Genomic DNA, 19,989 nt, shown 5'->3' with positions numbered 1-19,989 from the left:
TTTTAGGAGGGGGCAGGGGGGAGGTAAACCATGAAATACATCACCAAATTTTTCTGGCTCTTTGTGGGCGTGCTGTTCATCTTCTCGGGCCTGATCAAGATCAACGACCCGGTAGGCACGGCTATTAAACTGGAAGAGTATTTTGAAGTGTTCGCCCACGATATTTCGCCTGTGTTCCTGTCGCTGGTGCCGGCGGCGCTGTTTCTGTCCATCTTTCTGAGTGCGGCCGAAATCGTGCTGGGCGTGGCGCTGCTGCTCCGCTGGAAGCTCAAGGAAGTGCTGTGGCTGCTGCTAGCCATGATCGTGTTCTTCACCTTCCTGACCTTCTACTCGGCCTACTTCAACAAAGTGACGGACTGCGGCTGCTTCGGCGATGCCATCAAACTCACGCCTTGGGAGTCGTTTACCAAAGACATCGTGCTGCTGGTGATGATCGTCTGGCTGCTTCTTAATAAGCGCTACCTGCAGCCGCTGGTACAGCCTAAAGTAGGAGCGACCGTAACAGCACTCACCGCCTTGGTTTCGGTAGGCATTGGCTGGTATGCTTATGAGCACCTGCCTTATGTCGACTTCCGAGCTTATAAAATAGGCAACAACATTCCGGCCCTGATGAAGCCCTCGGCGCCACTGCGCTACAAATACGTGATGGTGAAAGACGGACAGGAGCAGGAGTTTGAGGACTACCCGATGGACGATGCCTATACCTTCAAAGAGATGGTTGCCGTGAATCCGGAGGACGGTCCGAAGATCACGGACTTCAACGTATGGAACGATCAGGGCGACTTCACGCAGGAGATCCTGAGCGGTAAAAAGCTGTTGGTGATCGTGCATAGTATAGAGAAAGCCAACCGAAGCGACATCGATAAGATAAGCAAGCTGGTGCAGGAAGCCGAACAGCAAGGTATAACACCGGTGATCATCACCTCGTCTGGCCGACAGGAGTTTGAGGCTTTCCGCCACGAGGTTGGTTTGGCTGCCCCTTACTATTTCGGCGACGGCACCGTGCTCAAGACCATGATGCGCTCCAACCCCGGCACTATGCTGCTGGAGGACGGCACCGTGAAAGGCTTATGGCACCACAACGATACGCCCGAAGTGTCGGAACTGGTGAGTTTACTGTAAGCGAAACGCTTTACCTTGGCTTTGAACACGCAGCGCATTTTCCTGATCGGCATGATGGGTGCCGGCAAGACCACGCTGGGACGTGAGCTGGCCGGGCGGCTCGGCTATACCTTCGTGGACCTCGACGAGTACATCGAGCAACGGGAAGGCAGTAGCATTGCGCAACTGTTTGAGGCAGGAGGACAGGAGTTATTCCGGCAAAAGGAACGGCAGGCGCTAGAGGCAGTGTTGCGTGAATTTGAACTGGTTGTTGTTGCTACAGGCGGCGGCACCCCCTGCTTCTTCGACAACATGAATTTTATCAACCAGCACGGCACCAGCATCTTTCTGGATGTGCCGGCTGAGGAACTCACCCAACGCCTACTTGCGACAGATCTACGTCAGCGCCCCCTGCTGGCTCAAAAAAATGAAGTGGAGCTGAAGGATTTCATAGTCAAAACATTAGCTGCACGACGGGTATTCTACAAACAGGCCAGGTATACGGTATCGGGAAAAAGGTATAACATTGAACGATTAGAATCGTTAGTTAAACCATAATAAAAACTCCGCGTTACCGCTTATGTATTGCAGCGGATAAATACATACGGTATACCTAATATTTGACTAATTTTGCAGTTAAAATCCGTTTTTAGCAAAACCTGACTATGAAACCCAATCACAAAGGACAAGCCCAGATATTCCAGAACCCTGTGCTGGAAAGACTGACCCGTACACACATCGCACTGCCTATTTCCATCTTCATTGTTATTGCCATCGGGCTGATCTACTATGGGATCACCTACAGTTTTATCAATGTGCTGGAGGCGATCAGCTTCTTTCTGATGGGCTGGCTTATCTTCTCGCTAATAGAGTACTGCGCGCACCGTTTTGTGTTCCACATGGACACAGACACGCCGATGAAGGAACGNGAACCCTGTGCTGGAAAGACTGACCCGTACACACATCGCACTGCCTATTTCCATCTTCATTGTTATTGCCATCGGGCTGATCTACTATGGGATCACCTACAGTTTTATCAATGTGCTGGAGGCGATCAGCTTCTTTCTGATGGGCTGGCTTATCTTCTCGCTAATAGAGTACTGCGCGCACCGTTTTGTGTTCCACATGGACACAGACACGCCGATGAAGGAACGCATCCAGTATACTTTTCATGGCAACCACCACGAGTACCCGAAAGACAAAGAGCGCCTGGCCATGCCGCCGATCGTGAGTTTGTTCATCGCTTCGTTCTTTTTCTTTGTGTTTAAGCTGATCTTCGGGCAGTTTGTGTTTGGCGTGGTAGCCGGTATGCTGTTTGGCTATGCACTATACCTGTTCGTGCACTACGCCGTGCACGCCTATGCACCGCCTAAAAACTTCCTGAAGCAACTCTGGATCCACCACAGCATTCACCACTACAAAGACCCCAACGTGGCCTATGGGGTGTCGTCTCCGCTCTGGGACTACATACTGGGCACCATGCCGAAGCGCACAAACGCAAAGTAGTTTATTAAGGTATACGGAAATCAAAAAGGGAGCCATTTGGCTCCCTTTTCTTTTGTTAGGTATTAAGCTTATCGTCTGAATCGGCTGAACAGCCAGCCCACCAGGGCCACGATCAGAACGATGATGATGAGGGCGGTCCACATGCCCGCCTCGAAGATGTCTCCTATTAATTCGCAGCTGCTTAGCGTAACTGCCATCAGCACGAATAGTACGGATAAGTATGCTCTTATATTGTTCATAGTCTTAGTTAGTTTAAGTGATAGCACGGCACCATATGCTCTACTCAAATACGAGGCCGCGGTTAATATGACGAAATTGTCATATATATATCAGATACTTACTTTTTTGGGAAAAGGTTGGCTTTTAAGCAGTGGCAAGCTGTAAAGGAATGCTTAACCGAAAGGGTATAAAACAAAAAAAGCCACTCAGTTGAGTGGCTTTTTGCTCTCCCTCCTGGGCTCGAACCAGGGACCCTCTGATTAACAGTCAGATGCTCTAACCGACTGAGCTAAGGAAGAGTGTTTCGGTTATTTCGCCGGCGGTGTGCCGTTGAATTATGATGCAATATTACGGCTCTTTTTGAGATTATGCAAGTCCTGTCCTAAAAAAATCTTCTCTGGAAGCGTAAATTTCTGGGAATCAATCTGAAAATTTTAATTGAAAATGGAGAGCAGGGAGCCATTCAGCGCAGTTCGGTATTGCCGGAGGCCGTACACGGCGGGACCCGCCATTACGCCACCCTGAAAATTGAACTGCGAACCACAGCAAGCGTCTACCATAAACAGGTTGGATTGGTCTGCCTCCACCTGTCCGCAAGGTGCGCCGGCAGTAGGGTCGTAAGGGCATGCGCGTTCGAAAGCCAGGTATAGGTTTGCGTTCTGTCGGATCACGATAATGCCTTTGTAACCGGAGTTCAGGTATACGTAGCCACCGTCCTGCCGCAGGCGTGTGTACAGTTGGCTGTTCACGTTGATCTGCTCGCTCACCGGCACGTTGGGAATGCCGGGCCCCTGGTTGTCACTGCCGCATGAGGCCAGCAGCACCAAGGCAAGCAGGTAGAAAAACCTACTGATAATCGTAAAAGCCTTTGCCAGACTTGCGGCCGTGGTGGCCGGCGTCCACTTTCTGCTGCTGTATGCGGCTCGGTCTGAATTTCGGGTCATAATGGAAAGCCTCAAACATGGAGGAGGTAACAGAGAAATTGGTGTCTACGCCGATCAGGTCCATCAGTTCGAAGGGCCCCATCTTAAAGCCGCTGGCCTGCATGAGGCGATCTATACCTTTGGCATCGGCTACGCCTTCTTCGAGCAGCTTGAGCCCCTCTACATAAAAGTGGCGCGCCACCCGGTTCACAATAAAGCCTGGGGCGTCTTTTGCCATCACCGGTTTTTTGTCCAGCTTCAGAGCCAATTGTCGGATGGTTTCAGCTACTTCCGGTGAAGTGGCCGCTCCTGAGATCACTTCCACCAACTTCATGATATGGGCTGGATTGAAAAAGTGCATGCCTACTACGCGCTCCGGATGCGGTATACCTGCCGCAATGCGCGTGATAGGTATAGACGATGTGTTGGAGGCAAAAATAGTATCCGGTGTGTTGACCGCATCCAGGTCCTTGAAAATACTTTGCTTCACCTCCAGGCGCTCTACCACGGCTTCTATGATAACGTTGCAGTTCAACTGAAGCGTATCGCCGGTATAGGTAAGATTTGCCAAGGCAGCTTGTTTCTCAGCTTCGGTCAGTTTGCCGCGCTCTATACCTTTGTCGAGGTTCATCACGGTCGTGGCTTCAGCTTTTTTGAGCACCTGCGCATTGATATCGAACAGGATGGTTTTATACCCAGCCTGCGCACAGATTTGCGCAATGCCTTGCCCCATGGTGCCGGCACCCACTATACCTATGGTTTTGATGTCCTCGAAAGTCATGATTGAGTGATTTAGTGATTGAGTGATTTAGCGATTGAGTGGTTGAGTGATTAGGTATAAGTTAGTGAATTCTGATTTAATGATTCAAGTAGTGATCGATTTACGATTTATGCCAGTCATTTGGACTAATAGGCCACATCATCAAACCAATGAATAACTCCTCAATCAAAAAATAAACAATCACTCATTCACTCAACCACTCATTCAAAAATCAAAAATTAAATCACCCCTTTAAACTGCCGTAGGAAACGTACATCGTTTTCGGTAAACAGGCGCAGGTCTTTGATCTGGTAACGGAGCATGGTGATGCGCTCGATACCCATCCCGAAAGCGAAACCAGAGTATACAGTGGAGTCGATGTTGCAGTTATCCAATACGTTGGGGTCCACCATACCGGCACCGCCGATCTCTACCCAGCCCGACTGCTTGCAGATGTTGCAGCCTTCGCCTTTACAGATGAGGCACGAAATGTCGATCTCGGCGCTCGGCTCGGTGAAAGGGAAGAACGACGGGCGGAAACGCACTTTGGTGTCTTGGCCGAACATCTCCTTGGCAAAGTAATAGACGGTTTCCTTCAGGTCTTTGAAACTTACGCCTTTATTCACGTAGAGGCCTTCCACTTGCTGGAACACCATGTGGGCACGGGCCGAAATGGCTTCGTTACGGTATACGCGGCCCGGCATGATGCTGCGTAGCGGCGGCTGGTTGTTCTCCATCAGGCGCACCTGTACGTTAGAGGTATGCGTACGGAGCAGCTTGTCGCGGTCTTCGCTCAAAAAGAAAGTGTCCTGCATTTCGCGGGCTGGGTGGTTCTCCGGGAAATTGAGGGCCGTGAAGTTGTGCCAGTCGTCCTCGATCTCCGGACCGTCGGACACATTGAAGCCGATGCGCTCGAAAATGCGCACGATCTCGGCACGCACCAGCGAAAGCGGGTGACGGGTACCCAATGTATTAGGTATAGGAGGTAGCGTAAAATCAAAAGCGTTCTCGGCTTCCGCGCCAGCAGATGCACTGGCCAGTTGCTCCTGCGCCTCGTCGAAACGGGCCTGCGCGCGGTTTTTGAGCTGGTTCAGCTCCTGGCCCACCTGGCGGCGCTGCTCCGGTGCCACTGATTTCAGGTCATCGAAAAGTGCGGCGATGGCGCCTTTGCGGCCGATGTAAGTGATGCGAAACTGTTCCAGCTCGGCAGCGCTCGTCAGCTGCGCGGCCTCTATCTCTTGTGCTACTCTCTGTATATTCTCAACCATAGTATGCAAAGATAATAATTTGCGAAATTTAGCGGTTGTTTTGACTTTATAAATAAGGTCATCCCCCTGCCCCCTTCAAAAGGGGAGTTTTCAAATAACGTTTATTTTTAATAACTGCACGCATATTGAGCGTCCCCCTTTGAAGGGGGCGGGGGATGATATTACTGTAGGTGAATAATACAGATTAAAAAACTAACTTGGTTTACCGACGCCAACCGGCCGTTTACCGACTTCTGTCCAAAGGTAGCCTAATTACCATTGAGCTGAGCCAATGCATCTTATACCTTTGGAACAGATCTTAAAACGAAACGAAATAAAGCCATGAAAAATCAAGATTATAAAAGCGGCGGTTCCGGCAAGATGGCCGGTGTTTTCCTGTTGATGGTGGGCGTGCTGCTGCTCACCGCCAAAATGGGTATTTTCTTCTTGCCAGACTGGGTGTTCTCCTGGCCAATGTTCCTGATCGCGCTGGGCGTATATCTGGGCTTCAAGCACTCATTCCAGAAACCAAGCTGGCTGGTGCTGGTTGTGATCGGTGGCGTTTTCCTGCTCGACAGACACTTCTTCCTCGACATCAACCTGAAACTTTACTTCTGGCCTATTCTGATCATCGGATTGGGGTTGTGGCTGATCCTCAAGCCCAAGAAGCGCAACCCTTGGGAAAACCAGGTGAATGCCACAGCAAGTCCAAGACCGGAAGACACACCCGGCTACTACACCGACCCGGTGAACGGTGCTTATCCCGGTGCCTATACCGACTATACGGGTGAGGAGGCCTATACCTCCAGTGCCTATACCGGGACAACTGACCAGGCGGCTTACGGACCCGAAGACCACATCGACAGTGCGGCCATACTGGGAGGTATTAAAAAAAACATCGTCTCTAAGAACTTCAAGGGAGGCGAAGTGGTGAGTGTGTTTGGGGGCACGGAGCTGAACCTGATGCAGGCTGACATACAGCACCCGATCGTGCTGGAGGCCACCCAGATCTTCGGGGGTACTACCCTGATCATCCCACCGCACTGGCAAGTGAAATCCGATGAGATGGTGGCCATCCTGGGAGGGATAGACGACAAGCGCCCGGCCATGCCACAACAGGGCTACGATCCCAACAAAGTGCTGATCCTAAAAGGCGCTACTATCTTTGGCGGGCTAAGCATCAAAAGTTACTAATGGAAGGGGTGGCTTCGCAGGTGCGCCTGGTGCTGCTATACCTTGGCTGGGGGTTGCTCTGGTCGCTGGTGCAGGTGCTGGTACTCTGGCCGTCGGGCTTTGAGAGGCACATCTTGGTGACGGATGCGTTGCTTACCAATCTGCTGCTTGCCATTGGTGGCTTTGCGATGGGCACGGGTCTGCGCTACTACCAGCCCAGTTTGCGGCAGGCAGGCTACCTGCTGGGCTGGAGCCTGGGGCTGGCAGGTATAAGCGCGACCATCTTTTACTGGAGCACTCATACCTTGTTCGAGGGTAACGCGCTATACCTGCGTTTTGTGGACAGCACCCTGGCCGTTCGGGTGGCTTTTAACTGGCTGATGCTGCTACTGATGCTGCTCCTGACCTGGCTTTGGTTTTATACCCGCGAGTTGCAGGAGGCCGAGAAGCGCAAAGCCGCTACCGAGAAGCTGGCCCGCGAAGCCGAACTCTATAACCTGCGCCAGCAACTGCAGCCGCATTTTTTGTTCAACAGCCTTAACTCCATCAGCGCCCTGGCGGTGAGCCGGCCGGAGCAGGCCCGCAGCATGGTGCAGCAGCTTTCCGATTTTCTGCGCGGCACCCTGCGTAAGGACAACAACCAGCTGGTGCCGCTGGCCGAAGAACTGAAGCAGCTGCAGCTATACCTGGATATTGAGAAAGTTCGCTTCGGGCACCGGCTGCAGGTGGAGGTAGAGGCGACTGAAGAAAGTCAAAGCCTGAAGCTGCCCGCCCTGCTCTTGCAGCCAGTCGTTGAAAACGCCATCAAGTTTGGTCTCTACGACACAGTGGGGGAAACAGCCATTAAGGTAAATGCCACTACAGCAGACGGCTACCTGACCATCACCACCCAAAACCCCTACGACCCCGCCACGAGCCAGCCCCGCGAAGGCACCGGCTTCGGATTAGACTCCATCCGGCGCAGACTATACCTGCTTTATGCCCGGCAGGATCTGCTCAGTATTTCGCAGCATGATCATCAGTTCACAACCACCATTAAGATACCCCAGCACTATGAAAAAATGCCTGATAATAGATGACGAACCGCTGGCCCGCAGCATCGTGGCCGAATACCTGCAGGCGTATCCCGAGTTGGAAGTAGTGCAGGAGTGCTGCGATGGCTTTGAAGGTGTGAAGGCGATTATGCAGCACCAACCCGACCTGATCTTCCTGGATATTCAGATGCCCAAGATCAACGGTTTTGAGATGCTGGAGCTGGTAGAACAGGCGCCCGGCGTCATCTTCACCACTGCTTTCGACGAGTATGCCATCAAAGCCTTTGAGGCCAATGCCGTGGATTATTTACTCAAGCCTTTCAGCAAGGAGCGCTTCGATGCGGCTATACGGAAGTGGCTGCAGAGCCAGGCTGCCGCACAGGCTATACCTGCCACCGCTGCGTTGGAGGAAGCTACCGGCAAACAGCCAGAGGAACAACACCGCATTGTGGTGCGGGCCGGCAACAACATCCGCATTATACCTGTGGGAGAGGTGCTATACCTGGAGGCCTACGACGACTATGTGAAGATCCATACCCGCGACGGCGCGTTCCTCAAGAAAAAAACCATGGGCTACTACGAAAAAGCCCTGAACCCGGCGCAGTTCGTTCGCGTGCACCGTTCCTACATCATGGCCCTGTCGCAACTCACCCGCATTGAGCCTTTCGAGAAAGACAGCCATGTGGCCTTGCTGCGAAACGGCGAGCGTATACCTTTGAGCAAAAGCGGCTATACCCGGTTGCGGACCGTGCTGGGTATATAGCCGTACTACTCCTCGCATATTATTGTATCTAGCTGATTGTAAAGATGCTTTTAGCCGTTGGAAGACAAAATGTTAACGTCTGAATCAGCTTTTGCACTGTTCGTCTAAATCGTTTTCTCCCTTCATAAAAACCTGACACATTTGTCTCGCCTAAGACAGATTTCTTTTCATCCTAAAAGGCTAAACATTTACCAAATAATTCTGTTAATTACTGGTGGAAACTTTCGGGATAAAAAACGTTTCCGTAGTTTTGCCCCAGAATTATGAAAATGGAAACGTCTGAACAACCACCGGTAAAAGAAAAGATAGCAGTAGAGGCTTTTAAGCTTTTCTGTCGGCGTGGCATCAAGGGCACTTCAGTCGATGACATAGCCCAGCACCTTTCGATGTCGAAGAAGACCATCTACAAGTGGTTCAGCAATAAAGACGAGATCGTGTTTTGGGCCATTAACTCATACCTGACCTCGGTGGACACGGACTGCGAGTGTTGCAGACAGGAAGCACCCAATGCCATCGAAGAACTTTTTAACATCATGAAGACCACCCGCCAGGTCTTCGCCAGCATTCACCCCAGCATATTCTACGACCTGCAAAAGTACCACGCCAATGCCTGGCAGAAGTGGCAGGAGTACAAAAACCACGACTTCCTGAACCGGATAAAGGAGAATCTGGAGCGGGGAATGTCGGAGGGTTTGTTTCGCAAGGACCTGGACATTGAGGTGATCGCCCGCCTTCGCCTCTCCCAGATCGAAGTGCCCTTTGACGAAACAATCTTCCCACGCTTCCAATTTGAGCTACTGCATGTGCAGACGGCCAGTCTTGAGCACTTTATGCTTGGCATTGCCACGCTCAAAGGCCATAAGATGATCAACGACTACAAGCAAATCACTGAAGAAGAATAATCGCATATACCTCCCCACTATGAAAAAACACCGCAGCCTGTTATTGACAATGTTTGTCCTCCTGAGTCCGCTTGGGGTGCTTGCGCAAGGGTCGCCGCAGGCTTTTAGTCTGCAACAGAGTATAGACTATGCCCTGCAGAACCGTATGAGCCTGAAAATAGTCCGCAATCAGCAGGACATCGACAAAGCCAAAGTAGGGGAGATCCGGGCGATGGGCCTGCCGCAGATTAATGCGAATGCAGAGGTCGGCAACAACTTCATCCAGCAAAAGACTTTGTTTGATCCGAGTAGTTTTGGCGGAGCCCCTTCTGAGTTAGATCCATTTATAATCACTCCTGAGCAGGTTGCCTCCGGACAGCCTATCGTCCTTAATCCGACTTACTCCCAACCAGAACCTCAGCCATCCACCGGACTTCAGGCAATTTCCTTCGTGCAGCCTTATAATGGAAGTCTCACCATTACAGGTAGTCAACTATTGTTCGACGGCTCTTACCTGATCGGGTTGAAGGCCGCCAAAACCTATACCGAGCTCTCGCGCAAAACCACCGAACAAAACGAGATCGATGTGGTGGAGCAAGTGACAAAGGCCTACTACAGCGTGCTGGTGAGCCGCGAGCGCATGGAACTCCTCAATCAGAATCTCAACCGCCTCGACACACTTTTAAAACAGACACAAGTGATGTTTGACAATGGCGTGGCCGAAAAGTTGGATGTGGATCGTCTGCGGGTAACCTATAATAACCTGAAAGTAGAAAAGCAGAAGACCGAGCGCCTGCTCATTTTAGGCGAAGACTTGCTCAAGTTCCAGATGGGGATGCCCCAGAAAGAGCAGATCACCTTAACGGACAGCCTGAGCGAAGTGCAGGTGGATATGGCAAAGGCCGATCGGAATGGCTTTAACTACAGCAACCGCATCGAATATTCTGTACTGGAGACGCAGCGTGACCTCGCACTGCTGAACCTGCGCAACATCCGCTCCGGTTACCTGCCGAAGCTATACCTGAATGCACGCTATGGTTATATTGGAGTAGGGTCTACTTTTTCAGATGTAATGAACATCAGGGCCGGCCAGGATAACACGACAGACAGGAACTACTTTGACTTTGGCTATGTGGGGCTGCAGCTGCAGGTGCCGATTTTCGACGGACTGCGCAAGCACTACCAAATACAGCAATCGCGCCTGACGCTGGAGAACGCTAAACTCGGTTTTGAGAGCCTGCAGCAAGGTATAGACCTGGAACTGGAGCAGGCCTCCACTGACCTGACCAACTCGCTCGACGTGCTGGCCTCGCAGCGCGAGAACCTGGAACTGGCCGAAGAGATTGCCCGCGTGTCCAAGATCAAGTTTCAGGAGGGCGTGGGCTCTAACCTGGAAGTGGTAACCGCCGAAACCGATCTGCGCCAGGCACAAACCAACTACTACGCCGCCATGTACGACGCACTCATCGCAAAAGTGAACCTCGACAAAGCCACCGGCACCCTTCTGACAAAATAAAACACCCAAAAGCTTTACACCCGACTTACTATGAAAAAGATATTTGGAGTTTCATCGCTGGCCCTGTTCCTAAGCCTGGCCGCCTGCAACCAGGGCAACGACAAAGAGGCACAACTGGCCGAGCTGAAGCAGCAGCAGACCGAGCTGCAGGAGCAAATCGCGCAACTGGAGGCAGAGCTGAAAGCAGAGGGCAAGGGCGGACCGGTTGAGAAGAAGACCGTGCCGGTAACCGTGGCACAGGTGCAGCAGGATACATTCCGCCATTACCTGGAAGTGCAGGGCCGTGTGGACTTCGACCAGAACGTGTTTGTAAGCGCCAAAGTGCCGGGTGTACTCACAAGCGTGCGCGTGAAGCGTGGCGACAAGGTAAACAAAGGCCAGACCATGGCAACCATAGACGCGCAGGTGCTGGAGCAGAACATTGCCGAGGTACGCACCCGTCTGGAACTGGCCAACGTGGCATACGAGCGCCAGAAAAACCTTTGGGACCAGAAAATCGGCACCGAGATGCAGTTCCTGACGGCCAAAAATAACAAAGAAGCCCTGGAGCGTAGCCTGGCTACCCTGCAGCAGCAGCGTGACCAGTACAACGTCAAAGCTCCTGTAAGCGGTGTGGTGGATAACGTGATTCCCAACGCCGGAGAGGCCGTAGCGCCGGGCGTGGGCATCATCCGGGTTGTTAACACAAGTGGCTCTAAGATTGTGGCAGAGGTGTCGGAGGCCTACCTGACCAGGATCAGCAAAGGAGACGAGGCCTTAGTGCGCTTCCCGGATCTGAATCAGGAAATAACAGCGACTGTGGATGTGGTGAGCAGCTTTATCAACCCCGGCAGCCGCACTTTCACCATTGAGCTCCGGCCTAAAAACGTCGATGTAGAGTTGCGGCCGAATCTGGTGGCCGTGGTGCGCATACAGGACTACCGAAAAGAGGACGCCATCATTATACCTGTCAACCTGGTGCAACGTGACGAGAAATCGCAGTATGTGTATGTGGCCCAGAAACAAGACGAGCGCTACGTGGCTACCCGCAAAGAAGTGGAGACAGGCGTGAATTACCAGGGACAAGTAGAGGTGCTGAAAGGGCTGAAGGCGCAGGACTACATTATTACAGCAGGATACCAGAGCGTGAATGAGGGGCAGCCGGTTGTTTTCAACCAGGAAAGTATCGCGCAGCAATAACCTTTTAAGCCGAAGACTATGAAATATTTCAAGCCGACCAATTGGTCCATTGATAATAGGACGAGCATTTACATCATTACCCTGATCATCGCGGTATGGGGTATATTCTCGTACATCACGCTTCAAAAAGAAAATTTCCCGGACATCGTAATCCCGACGGTGTTTGTGGGGACCGTATACCCGGGCACATCGCCGGCCGATATCGAAAACCTGGTGACCCGCCCCATCGAGAAGCAGCTGAAATCCATTTCGGGAGTGAAGGAGGTGTCCTCAAATTCCATTCAGGACTTCTCCATGATCACAGTGGAGTTTAATACCGACGTGGATGTAGTAGAGGCGAAGCAACTTGTAAAAGATGCCGTCGACAAAGCCCGCACCGACCTGCCTACCGACCTTGACCAGGACCCGGACGTGCAGGAGGTGAACTTCTCTGAGTTTCCGATCATGTACCTCAATGTATCGGGCAACTACAGCCTCGACCGTCTGAAGAAGTACGCTGAAGATATTCAGGACCAGATTGAGGCACAGCCGGAGATTACCCGTGTGGACATGGTAGGCGCTCTTGACAGAGAGGTGCAGGTAAACGTGGACCTTTACAAGATGCAGGTCGCGCAGGTGACCTTTGCCGACATCAGCCGGGCTATTGCATCCGAAAACGTGACGGTGTCTGGTGGTAATATTTCGGTAGGCGAAACTAAACGCTCCGTGCGTGTGGTAGGCCAGTATACCGACCCGAATAAGATCGGTGATATTGTCGTGAAATCGCTGTCTGGTGCTAACATACAGCTGAAAGAGATAGCCGAGGTAAAAGAAGGTTTTGAAGAGCAGGAAAGCTTTGCCCGTCTTGATAATTCACCTGTTATCACGCTCAACGTGATCAAGCGAAGCGGCGAAAACCTGATTGAGGCGTCTGATAATATCCATACCCTGGTGGAGAACATGCAGGAAACCGTGTTACCAGGAGACCTGAAAGTGACAATCACCGGCGACCAGTCCACGCAGACGCGCCATACCCTCAACGACCTGGTCAACACGATTATCATAGGCTTTGTGCTGGTGACTCTGATCCTGATGTTCTTCATGGGCACGACCAATGCCATTTTCGTGGGGCTGTCGGTGCCGATCTCCATGTTCATCGCTTTTATGCTGATGCCGGTGCTGGGCTTTTCGCTTAACATGATCGTGCTTTTCTCGTTTCTGCTGGCCCTGGGTATTGTTGTGGACGATGCCATTGTGGTGATCGAGAACACGCACCGCATTCTGCACCAGTCCAATCTGGGCGTAATGAAGTCAGCTAAGCTTGCGGCCGGTGAGGTGTTTGTGCCTGTGTTGGCGGGTACGCTTACTACGGTGGCGCCTTTTCTGCCGCTGGCTTTCTGGCCAGGCATCGTGGGTAAGTTCATGTTCTTTTTGCCCATCACGCTCATTGTAACGCTGATGGCCTCGTTGCTGGTGGCTTTTATCATCAACCCGGTGTTTGCGGTTTCTTTCATGAAGAGAGAGCACGAGCAGGAAGCTGACATTGCCCCGCGTGCCCGCCGTAACTTCTGGTTGCTGATAGGGGGTGCCGCGCTGGTGGCTATAGTAGGCTATCTGGCTGGCTGGTACGGCACGGCCAACCTGATCATGCTGGCTGTGGCATTGGTGCTGCTCAATCGCTTTGTGTTCCGCCGTATGATTCACGGTTTTCAAAACAAGACGCTGCCGCGTTTCATGCGGGGCTACGAGCGCCTCCTGCGCTGGATGCTGGTAGGCAGACGTCCTGTCTGGATGCTGGTAGGCATGTTCGGACTACTTATTTTTTCAATTTTCCTGACAGGTCTGCGCGCTCCTAAAGTAGTATTCTTCCCGGATTCTGATCCAAACTTCGTGTATACCTACATCAGCATGCCGGTCGGTACCGATCAGCTTGTGACAGACTCAGTTACACGTGAAGTAGAGAAGCGCATCTATGGGGTAATAGGAGAAGATAATGCCGATGTGGAATCGGTTATTTCCAATGTGGCGATCGGGGCCGGCGACCAGAATGACCGCAGCGTGACTGCACAATCTCACTTAGGAAAGGTTACCGTAGCCTTTGTTGAGTATCAATACCGGACCGGCGAGCGCAGCACGCAGGCGTACATGAACGAAATACGCGATGCGGTACGCGGTATACCTGGCACTAACATCACGGTAGATAAAGAGCAGAACGGCCCGCCGGTGGGTAAGCCGATCAGCATTGAAATAGCTGGCGAAGACTTTGATGGCTTGGTGGCACTGTCGAAACAGGTGCAGACTTATATAGAGCAGCAGCAAATCGGAGGTATAGAAGAGCTCCGCAGCGACCTGGAAGATAGCAAGCCGGAGATCATCATCAACATCGACCGGGAGCGCGCCAACCGCGAAGGCATAACCACCGGGCAGATAGGTATGGAACTGCGCACGGCCATCTTCGGCGACGAGGCCTCCAAGTTTAAACTGGACGAAGAGGAGTACCCGATACAGGTGCGCTATGCAGAGCCTTACCGCGAGAACATCGATGCCCTGCTGGACATGCGCATCACCTACCGCGACATGAACAGCGGCTTGGTGCGGCAAATTCCGCTTTCATCGCTGGCGACAATAGAATATGGTACGTCATACGGAGGTATCAAGCGCAAGGACCTGAAGAGGGTGGTAACGCTGGAGTCGAATGTGCTGGACGGGTATAACGCCAATGAGGTAGTACAGAGCATCGGAAGCGCGCTGCAGAACTTTGAGACGCCGGAAGGCTTCGAGATAAGCATGGGCGGCCAGCAGGAGGAACAGGAGGAAACAGCCAACTTCCTGATGATTGCCCTGGTGGCGGCTTTCCTGATCATCTTCCTGGTGCTGGTGACGCAGTTCAACTCCATCTCTAAGCCGTTCATCATTCTGTCGGAGGTGCTCTTTAGCATCATTGGCGTGCTGCTGGGCTTCTCCATCTTCGGGATGGATGTGTCGGTAGTGATGACGGGCGTGGGCATTGTGGCGCTGGCTGGTATCGTAGTGAAAAACGGTATCCTGATTGTGGAATTTACGGACTTGCTGCTAGAAGAAGGACGCGACCTGAAAGAAGCAATTGTCGAAGCAGGCAAGACGCGTCTGAACCCGGTGTTATTAACGGCAACGGCAACTATACTAGGCCTGATACCCTTAGCGTTAGGTATAAACCTGAACTTTTACACCCTGTTCACGGAGTTCAAAGCGAACTTATTTATGGGGGGCGATAGTGCTGCCTTCTGGGGGCCGCTGGCATGGACCATCATTTTTGGCCTGGGATTTGCGACCATTATCACGCTGCTTATTGTGCCAGTCATGTACCTGCTCAACGAGCGGCTGAAAGCGAAAATAAAAGGAAATAAAAAGCCCGCAGGCGGCGTGAAAATCATACCTCAGGATGAAGCCGGGGTGCCTGTAAATGGAAAAGTAGTTAGAGAATACACCCAATAATATATGATTGCAACAACAGACAAGACTATTGAACGCGAGGTGATCCGTATCATTAGCAAAACCAAGGAAATTAGGCCTGCCCGTCTGCAGGCAAATGCCCGTCTGGAAAAGGATTTCGGCTTTGATGTGGTGGATGTAGTGGATATCATCCTGGAGTTGGAAAAAAATTTCCAGATCACCATTCCGGACGAAGTTCCGATCAACACGGTGGGCGACTTCGTGGACTTTGTGGCATCACATACGATGCAGAAAGCCAGCTGATCGAATTTGTAACGTTATAAACAGGAGCGGCCGGGGTGCAAACCCCGGCCGCTTTTTATTTGGTGAAACAACAGCACGAAGGGTAGTGTGAGTTCCTGTGCGACTGCTGTTATGCGTATGTTTTCAAATAGTAAGGTATAGTAAGCGTTCTTTCGATAAGCAATTATTTTAGTAGATGGAAATACGGTAAGCCTTCAGCTTTTGGTCGAGTACCTTTGAGTTAGGGCAAACCTTGTCGAGCAGCGACCAGAAGCCTGAGCCGTGGTTCTTCTCGATGGTGTGTGCCAGTTCATGTAGGATCACATAGTCGCAGAGCGAGTCGGGCAGGCGCATCAGGTGCAGGTTCAGGTTAATGTTGTTGGTGTGTGAGCAGCTTCCCCAACGCGATTTGGCATTCTTGATGAACACATTCTGGTAGTCGAAGCCAAACTTGTCGGCAAAGAACTTAACACGTTCCGGCAAATACCCCTTGGCCTCTTTGCGGTAAGCTTCTTCAATCGACTTGCGGATGAACTTCTGCACGTCGCTGTCGCGCACGTCTTTGTAGGCCGGGTAGAACACGTTGATGTAACCGTTCTCGATCACACAGCGCATGGTGTACTGGGCGTGCGTGAGCAGGCGCAGGGTATGGTTGCGGGTCCTGAAGTCGGTGTTGCCATCGTACATGGTCACGCGGGCCTCCTGCTGCTTCATGCGGGCCTGATGCTCTTTTATCCAATCGCTTTTGGTATAAATAAGCTGCTCGGCTTTCTCAAAGCTGATATGGGGAGGCACTGCCACGCGTATACCTTTGATAGGGCGCACACTGATGCTAAGACGCTTGGCCTTGTCGCTTCGTTCGATCAGAACCTTCCCGATTCCGTCGATGTGAAGATTAACGGATGTTAGTCGTAGAAATGATGAAGACACCTTGGCTAAAAGTTAAAAATACACAATCATCAGTCCAAATATAGAAAATTAATTCCTTAGGAAACTAATAGCCAAGTGGCTTTTTTCTAAATTATTTCAAATTTCAGTATTTGAATAGTACTATATTGTGCAGTCAGAATGTATTTTTTTAAGCTGTGTTACACGGTTACCTGGCTTGCGTAAACACTCCTGCGAGCCGGTAAAAAGGCATAAAAAAAGCCGCCTTTATGGGCAGCTTTTTATGTAATTCTACTTTAGATTGGGTTTAGCGGATGTTTCCGCCGTCCGGAACATCGTCATGTGGGTCTTTGGGTACACGGCTGCTGTCGGTCGTGGAGGCGCGCACGATCGGCTCGTGGTGGCCCAGGTTTTCGGTGTCGTGCCCCTGCGAAGCGGGCGCCGTGCCTTCGTGACGAACTTCGGTGGTGCCGGCAGGCTGGTCGCTGTACTTTGGCGTGCCAAAGGAGCTGTCGGCGTGGTGTGGCTCCATGTAGTGCACGGTTTTCTGTTGTGCCTGTCGTTCGCTGTCCCACTCCTTAAAGCGGTCCAGCTCAGACTTGATGCTGGCCATAAACCAGGCCAATAGGGCGGCATCGTCCAAAAGGCCGATCACCGGTATAAAGTCCGGAATCAGGTCAAGCGGCATCAAAAAGTACAGGATAACGGCTACCCCACCCACAAGGGTCGTGTTCGGTATACCTTTGTACTCCCCGTTCACGGCCGCCCTGATCATGTGCGAAAGCACCTGGAAACTTTCCCACACTTCGGAGGCTATCGTGCCGAGGCTTTTCTTGGCGGTGGCTTTCTTAAAGGCATCGTTCAGAAGCTTCACCACCTGCGAAGGGTGCTCCAGGTACTTCTCGGCCTTTTTGAGGATGTTTTTAAAGAGCGGGCTCTGGGAGATGGTGCTTCCGTCCGGGCGCTGTTGTTGCTGGTTTTGCGTATTTTGCTCTGTCATAAAGTGTCTGTGATTTTGTATGGCCCTTGTGCAGGGGTTATGCGAATCGGGCGCAAGTTGCTCAACTCCTAACAAGCTTCCTATACCTTGCCACAAGTAATTTTGTTGTATCCTGTAAACGAAAAAAGGGATGCTTTATGCTGCAGCCCTTTCTCGAAATCTGTCAGGAAGGTATGGGATTAGTCCACGCGGCCGGCCGCATAGTAGTAGTTGCGGTAATAGGGCTCTTTCAGTGAACTGACCATCACCCCGCCGCTGGTGGCAGAGTGCACAAACTTATTGTCTTTGAGGTAGATGCCCACATGGAAGATCGGTTGTTTGGGGCCGCGGCGGAAGAACACCAGATCGCCGGTGCGCACGCTGTCTTTGCGGATGCGGGTCACGTCGTCGAACATGGAGCGGGAACTCCTACTCAGGTCGATGCCGTATACGTCGCTGTAGATGCGGGTTACAAAGCCAGAGCAATCAGTGCCTCTTTTAGAGCTGCTTCCATAGCTGTAGGGCGTGCCCAGCCAGCTGGAAACAGTTTTGAGCAGGTCCTTGTCTTCGCTGTAGTCGAGCTTGAGGCCCAGTTTGCGGGAGTAGCGCTGGTAAAACGAGGAATCAATTGGCTCGCTGAGGTCCAGCGGCACTGAGAGTTCCAGGACTCTGGCGATGTCCTCACCGGTCTGCACCGGGTGCAGCAGGAGGGCGGCAGTTTCCGGTTCGGCTGGCGTCGACTCGGGCGCTTTTACATCGTAAAAGAAAGAAAGAGCGATGGAAATAAGGGCCAGTACGCTCAGTATGATCGTTTTTGTCATAGGGTTTAGCATGTTTCGCACTGCTGTAGCAGCGAACTTTTTCACCTTATGGTTGTAGCATGGTATAGGTCTTGCATTGACTTTTATACCCTACAACCTGTCCGACAGATAGAATAACTTACGAACGAAGTGACAAAAATAGCTACAATTTTCTAAACTGACAATATAGTAAATCGCTGATGCTCACGGGTAAAAGGTAGAAGGTTCACCCTTCAAGACAGTATTTTCACCCGTTAGAGCATTTTGGGGCCTAATCCGTAAAGACCATGATGCAGGTATAACATTACAAAAATGAAGTACAAAATTGTTGAAAACTCTCCCTTCGCGCGCATTGCCCGCATGGTGCTCAGGAGCAGCAATGTGGCCATGGTATTAGGCAAAACCATACACCTGAGCGGTGTGAAACGTGACGGATTTCTGAAAGACAGTGGCTGGGTGGCGCATGAGCTTTGCCACATCCGGCAGTTTCAGGAGCACGGCTACCTGCGCTTCCTGTGGCTATACCTGCGCGAGTCGATGCGGGTGGGCTACTGGAACAACAAATATGAAGTAGAGGCCCGTATTGCTGGCCTGAAAGGTGCGCGCGATATGCATATCGCTGAAAAAGCAGACAGCTCGATCAATCCGACCGAGCTGCCTATACCTGCTGATGTGAAAAAAGAAGTCTAGTCTAAGCTTCGCGCCACTTAATGGTGCAGCCAATCGCTTTGGTGTTGGGCTGGCTTACGGCTTTGCCCGCTACTAGTTCGTCAAGGGCGGCTTCGGCGTATTTCTTCTGCACTTTCTCCGGCTCGCGTGAATTGTCGTCTATGGTGCCGATGTAGGCTACCTTAAAAGTACCGTCCTTCTGTTTCTGCACTACATAGAGGTGCGGCGTGCGCGTGGCTCCGTAGGCTTTGGTGATTTCCTGTGTTTCGTCATACACGTACGGGAACGGGAAGTTCTTCTCTTTGGCGCGCACCTGCATGTGTTTGTAAGAGTCCTTCGGCGATGCCTTCACATCGTTAGGGTTAATGGCGATAACCGGATAGCCTTGCGGCGCATACTTGTTGTGCAGGTCGATGATACGGTCTTCGTAGGCCACGGAGTAGGGGCAGGTGTTGCAGGTAAAGGTCACGATAAAGCCTTTGGCATCTTTGTAGTCGACCATCGAGATCATCTTTCCATCCACGTTCTTCAGTTTGAAGTCACGGGCTGTGTCGCCTACCTGGTAACCAGTGTTTTCGGAGGCAGGTATAGCTGCCATCAGCACACCCACCAGCAGCAGGCAGGCCATGTAAAGGAACGGTATTCGGTTATTCTTCAT

The 19,989-nt window shown here is 51.7% G+C and carries 20 protein-coding genes and 1 tRNA gene; 12 read left to right on the top strand and 9 right to left on the bottom strand.

The genetic code is table 11. The annotated features are described in order from the left end of the window. Positions 1–30: 30 nt before the first annotated feature. The 3 genes from AC4QZR_RS03775 (at position 31) to AC4QZR_RS03765 (ending at position 2,607) form a co-directional block, all read left to right on the top strand. Positions 31–1,122: a BT_3928 family protein gene (locus AC4QZR_RS03775; RefSeq protein WP_494479689.1), complete on the top strand. Its 1,092-nt coding sequence runs from the start codon at positions 31–33 to the stop codon at positions 1,120–1,122. 15 nt (positions 1,123–1,137) lie between these two features. After that, the gene (locus tag AC4QZR_RS03770) at positions 1,138–1,659 is read left to right on the top strand and encodes a shikimate kinase (protein WP_494479688.1); all 522 of its coding nucleotides are present in this window, start codon (positions 1,138–1,140) and stop codon (positions 1,657–1,659) included. A 378-nt stretch (positions 1,660–2,037) separates the two neighbouring features. Beyond that, positions 2,038–2,607 carry a sterol desaturase family protein gene (locus AC4QZR_RS03765; RefSeq protein ID WP_494479687.1) on the top strand — a complete coding sequence of 190 codons (570 nt, stop codon included), beginning with the start codon at positions 2,038–2,040 and terminating at the stop codon, positions 2,605–2,607. Between the two features lie 68 nt (positions 2,608–2,675). Here the strand turns inward: AC4QZR_RS03765 and AC4QZR_RS03760 are convergent, their stop codons facing one another. The 5 genes from AC4QZR_RS03760 to pheS all read right to left on the bottom strand — a co-directional run bounded on the left by AC4QZR_RS03760 (position 2,676) and on the right by pheS (position 5,777). After that, positions 2,676–2,846: a hypothetical protein gene (locus AC4QZR_RS03760; RefSeq protein ID WP_188500559.1), complete on the bottom strand. Its 171-nt coding sequence runs from the start codon at positions 2,844–2,846 to the stop codon at positions 2,676–2,678. 205 nt (positions 2,847–3,051) lie between these two features. Then, positions 3,052–3,125: transfer RNA gene (locus tag AC4QZR_RS03755), tRNA-Asn, on the bottom strand. Positions 3,126–3,260: 135 nt separating this feature from the next. Next, the gene (locus AC4QZR_RS03750) at positions 3,261–3,650 is read right to left on the bottom strand and encodes a hypothetical protein (RefSeq protein WP_494479787.1); all 390 of its coding nucleotides are present in this window, start codon (positions 3,648–3,650) and stop codon (positions 3,261–3,263) included. A gap of 22 nt (positions 3,651–3,672) precedes the next feature. Then, positions 3,673–4,530: a 3-hydroxyacyl-CoA dehydrogenase NAD-binding domain-containing protein gene (locus AC4QZR_RS03745; protein WP_494479686.1), complete on the bottom strand. Its 858-nt coding sequence runs from the start codon at positions 4,528–4,530 to the stop codon at positions 3,673–3,675. 218 nt (positions 4,531–4,748) lie between these two features. Further along, positions 4,749–5,777: a phenylalanine--tRNA ligase subunit alpha gene (gene pheS, locus AC4QZR_RS03740; protein ID WP_494479685.1), complete on the bottom strand. Its 1,029-nt coding sequence runs from the start codon at positions 5,775–5,777 to the stop codon at positions 4,749–4,751. Positions 5,778–6,098: 321 nt separating this feature from the next. On the opposite strand from pheS, the gene AC4QZR_RS03735 reads away from it, so the two are divergent. From AC4QZR_RS03735 to AC4QZR_RS03700, 8 genes are all read left to right on the top strand, one after another. Continuing rightward, entirely contained in the window at positions 6,099–6,950 is an 852-nt protein-coding gene (locus AC4QZR_RS03735) for a LiaF transmembrane domain-containing protein (protein ID WP_494479684.1), read from the top strand. Continuing rightward, positions 6,950–8,008, top strand: a complete 1,059-nt coding sequence (locus tag AC4QZR_RS03730; RefSeq protein WP_494479683.1) for a sensor histidine kinase — start codon at positions 6,950–6,952, stop codon at positions 8,006–8,008. The genes AC4QZR_RS03735 and AC4QZR_RS03730 overlap by 1 nt, the downstream gene beginning before the upstream one ends. Beyond that, a complete protein-coding gene (locus AC4QZR_RS03725) occupies positions 7,983–8,726 on the top strand; it encodes a LytR/AlgR family response regulator transcription factor (protein WP_494479682.1) in 744 nt (247 codons plus the stop codon). The genes AC4QZR_RS03730 and AC4QZR_RS03725 overlap by 26 nt, the downstream gene beginning before the upstream one ends. 263 nt (positions 8,727–8,989) lie before the next feature. Next, positions 8,990–9,628 (top strand): TetR/AcrR family transcriptional regulator, encoded by a 639-nt coding sequence (locus AC4QZR_RS03720; protein WP_494479681.1) that lies wholly within the window; start codon positions 8,990–8,992, stop codon positions 9,626–9,628. Positions 9,629–9,647: 19 nt separating this feature from the next. After that, positions 9,648–11,123: a TolC family protein gene (locus tag AC4QZR_RS03715; protein ID WP_494479680.1), complete on the top strand. Its 1,476-nt coding sequence runs from the start codon at positions 9,648–9,650 to the stop codon at positions 11,121–11,123. Between the two features lie 30 nt (positions 11,124–11,153). Then, positions 11,154–12,302, top strand: coding sequence for an efflux RND transporter periplasmic adaptor subunit (locus AC4QZR_RS03710; protein ID WP_494479679.1), 1,149 nt, complete (start codon positions 11,154–11,156; stop codon positions 12,300–12,302). Positions 12,303–12,320: 18 nt separating this feature from the next. After that, complete coding sequence (locus AC4QZR_RS03705) at positions 12,321–15,755, top strand: efflux RND transporter permease subunit (protein WP_494479678.1); 3,435 nt, start codon at positions 12,321–12,323, stop codon at positions 15,753–15,755. 3 nt (positions 15,756–15,758) lie between these two features. Continuing rightward, the gene (locus AC4QZR_RS03700) at positions 15,759–16,016 is read left to right on the top strand and encodes an acyl carrier protein (protein WP_494479677.1); all 258 of its coding nucleotides are present in this window, start codon (positions 15,759–15,761) and stop codon (positions 16,014–16,016) included. 168 nt (positions 16,017–16,184) lie between these two features. On the opposite strand, the gene AC4QZR_RS03695 is transcribed toward AC4QZR_RS03700, so the two are convergent. From AC4QZR_RS03695 to AC4QZR_RS03685, 3 genes are all read right to left on the bottom strand, one after another. Then, entirely contained in the window at positions 16,185–16,925 is a 741-nt protein-coding gene (locus AC4QZR_RS03695) for a M48 family metallopeptidase (protein ID WP_494479676.1), read from the bottom strand. 265 nt (positions 16,926–17,190) lie between these two features. Then, complete coding sequence (locus AC4QZR_RS03690; RefSeq protein WP_494479675.1) at positions 17,191–17,883, bottom strand: DUF1232 domain-containing protein; 693 nt, start codon at positions 17,881–17,883, stop codon at positions 17,191–17,193. A 179-nt stretch (positions 17,884–18,062) separates the two neighbouring features. Next, positions 18,063–18,683 (bottom strand): C40 family peptidase, encoded by a 621-nt coding sequence (locus AC4QZR_RS03685; RefSeq protein WP_494479674.1) that lies wholly within the window; start codon positions 18,681–18,683, stop codon positions 18,063–18,065. Between the two features lie 291 nt (positions 18,684–18,974). Between AC4QZR_RS03685 and AC4QZR_RS03680 the strand changes: the two genes are divergently transcribed. Further along, entirely contained in the window at positions 18,975–19,352 is a 378-nt protein-coding gene (locus AC4QZR_RS03680; protein WP_494479673.1) for a hypothetical protein, read from the top strand. Between the two features lies 1 nt (position 19,353). On the opposite strand, the gene AC4QZR_RS03675 is transcribed toward AC4QZR_RS03680, so the two are convergent. Continuing rightward, positions 19,354–19,989, bottom strand: a complete 636-nt coding sequence (locus AC4QZR_RS03675; RefSeq protein WP_494479672.1) for a thioredoxin family protein — start codon at positions 19,987–19,989, stop codon at positions 19,354–19,356.

This window comes from Pontibacter sp. YIM B11418 (genome assembly GCF_059278805.1).
Note: the sequence above shows the minus strand (reverse complement) of the source record. Positions and strands in the feature narration are given on the sequence as shown.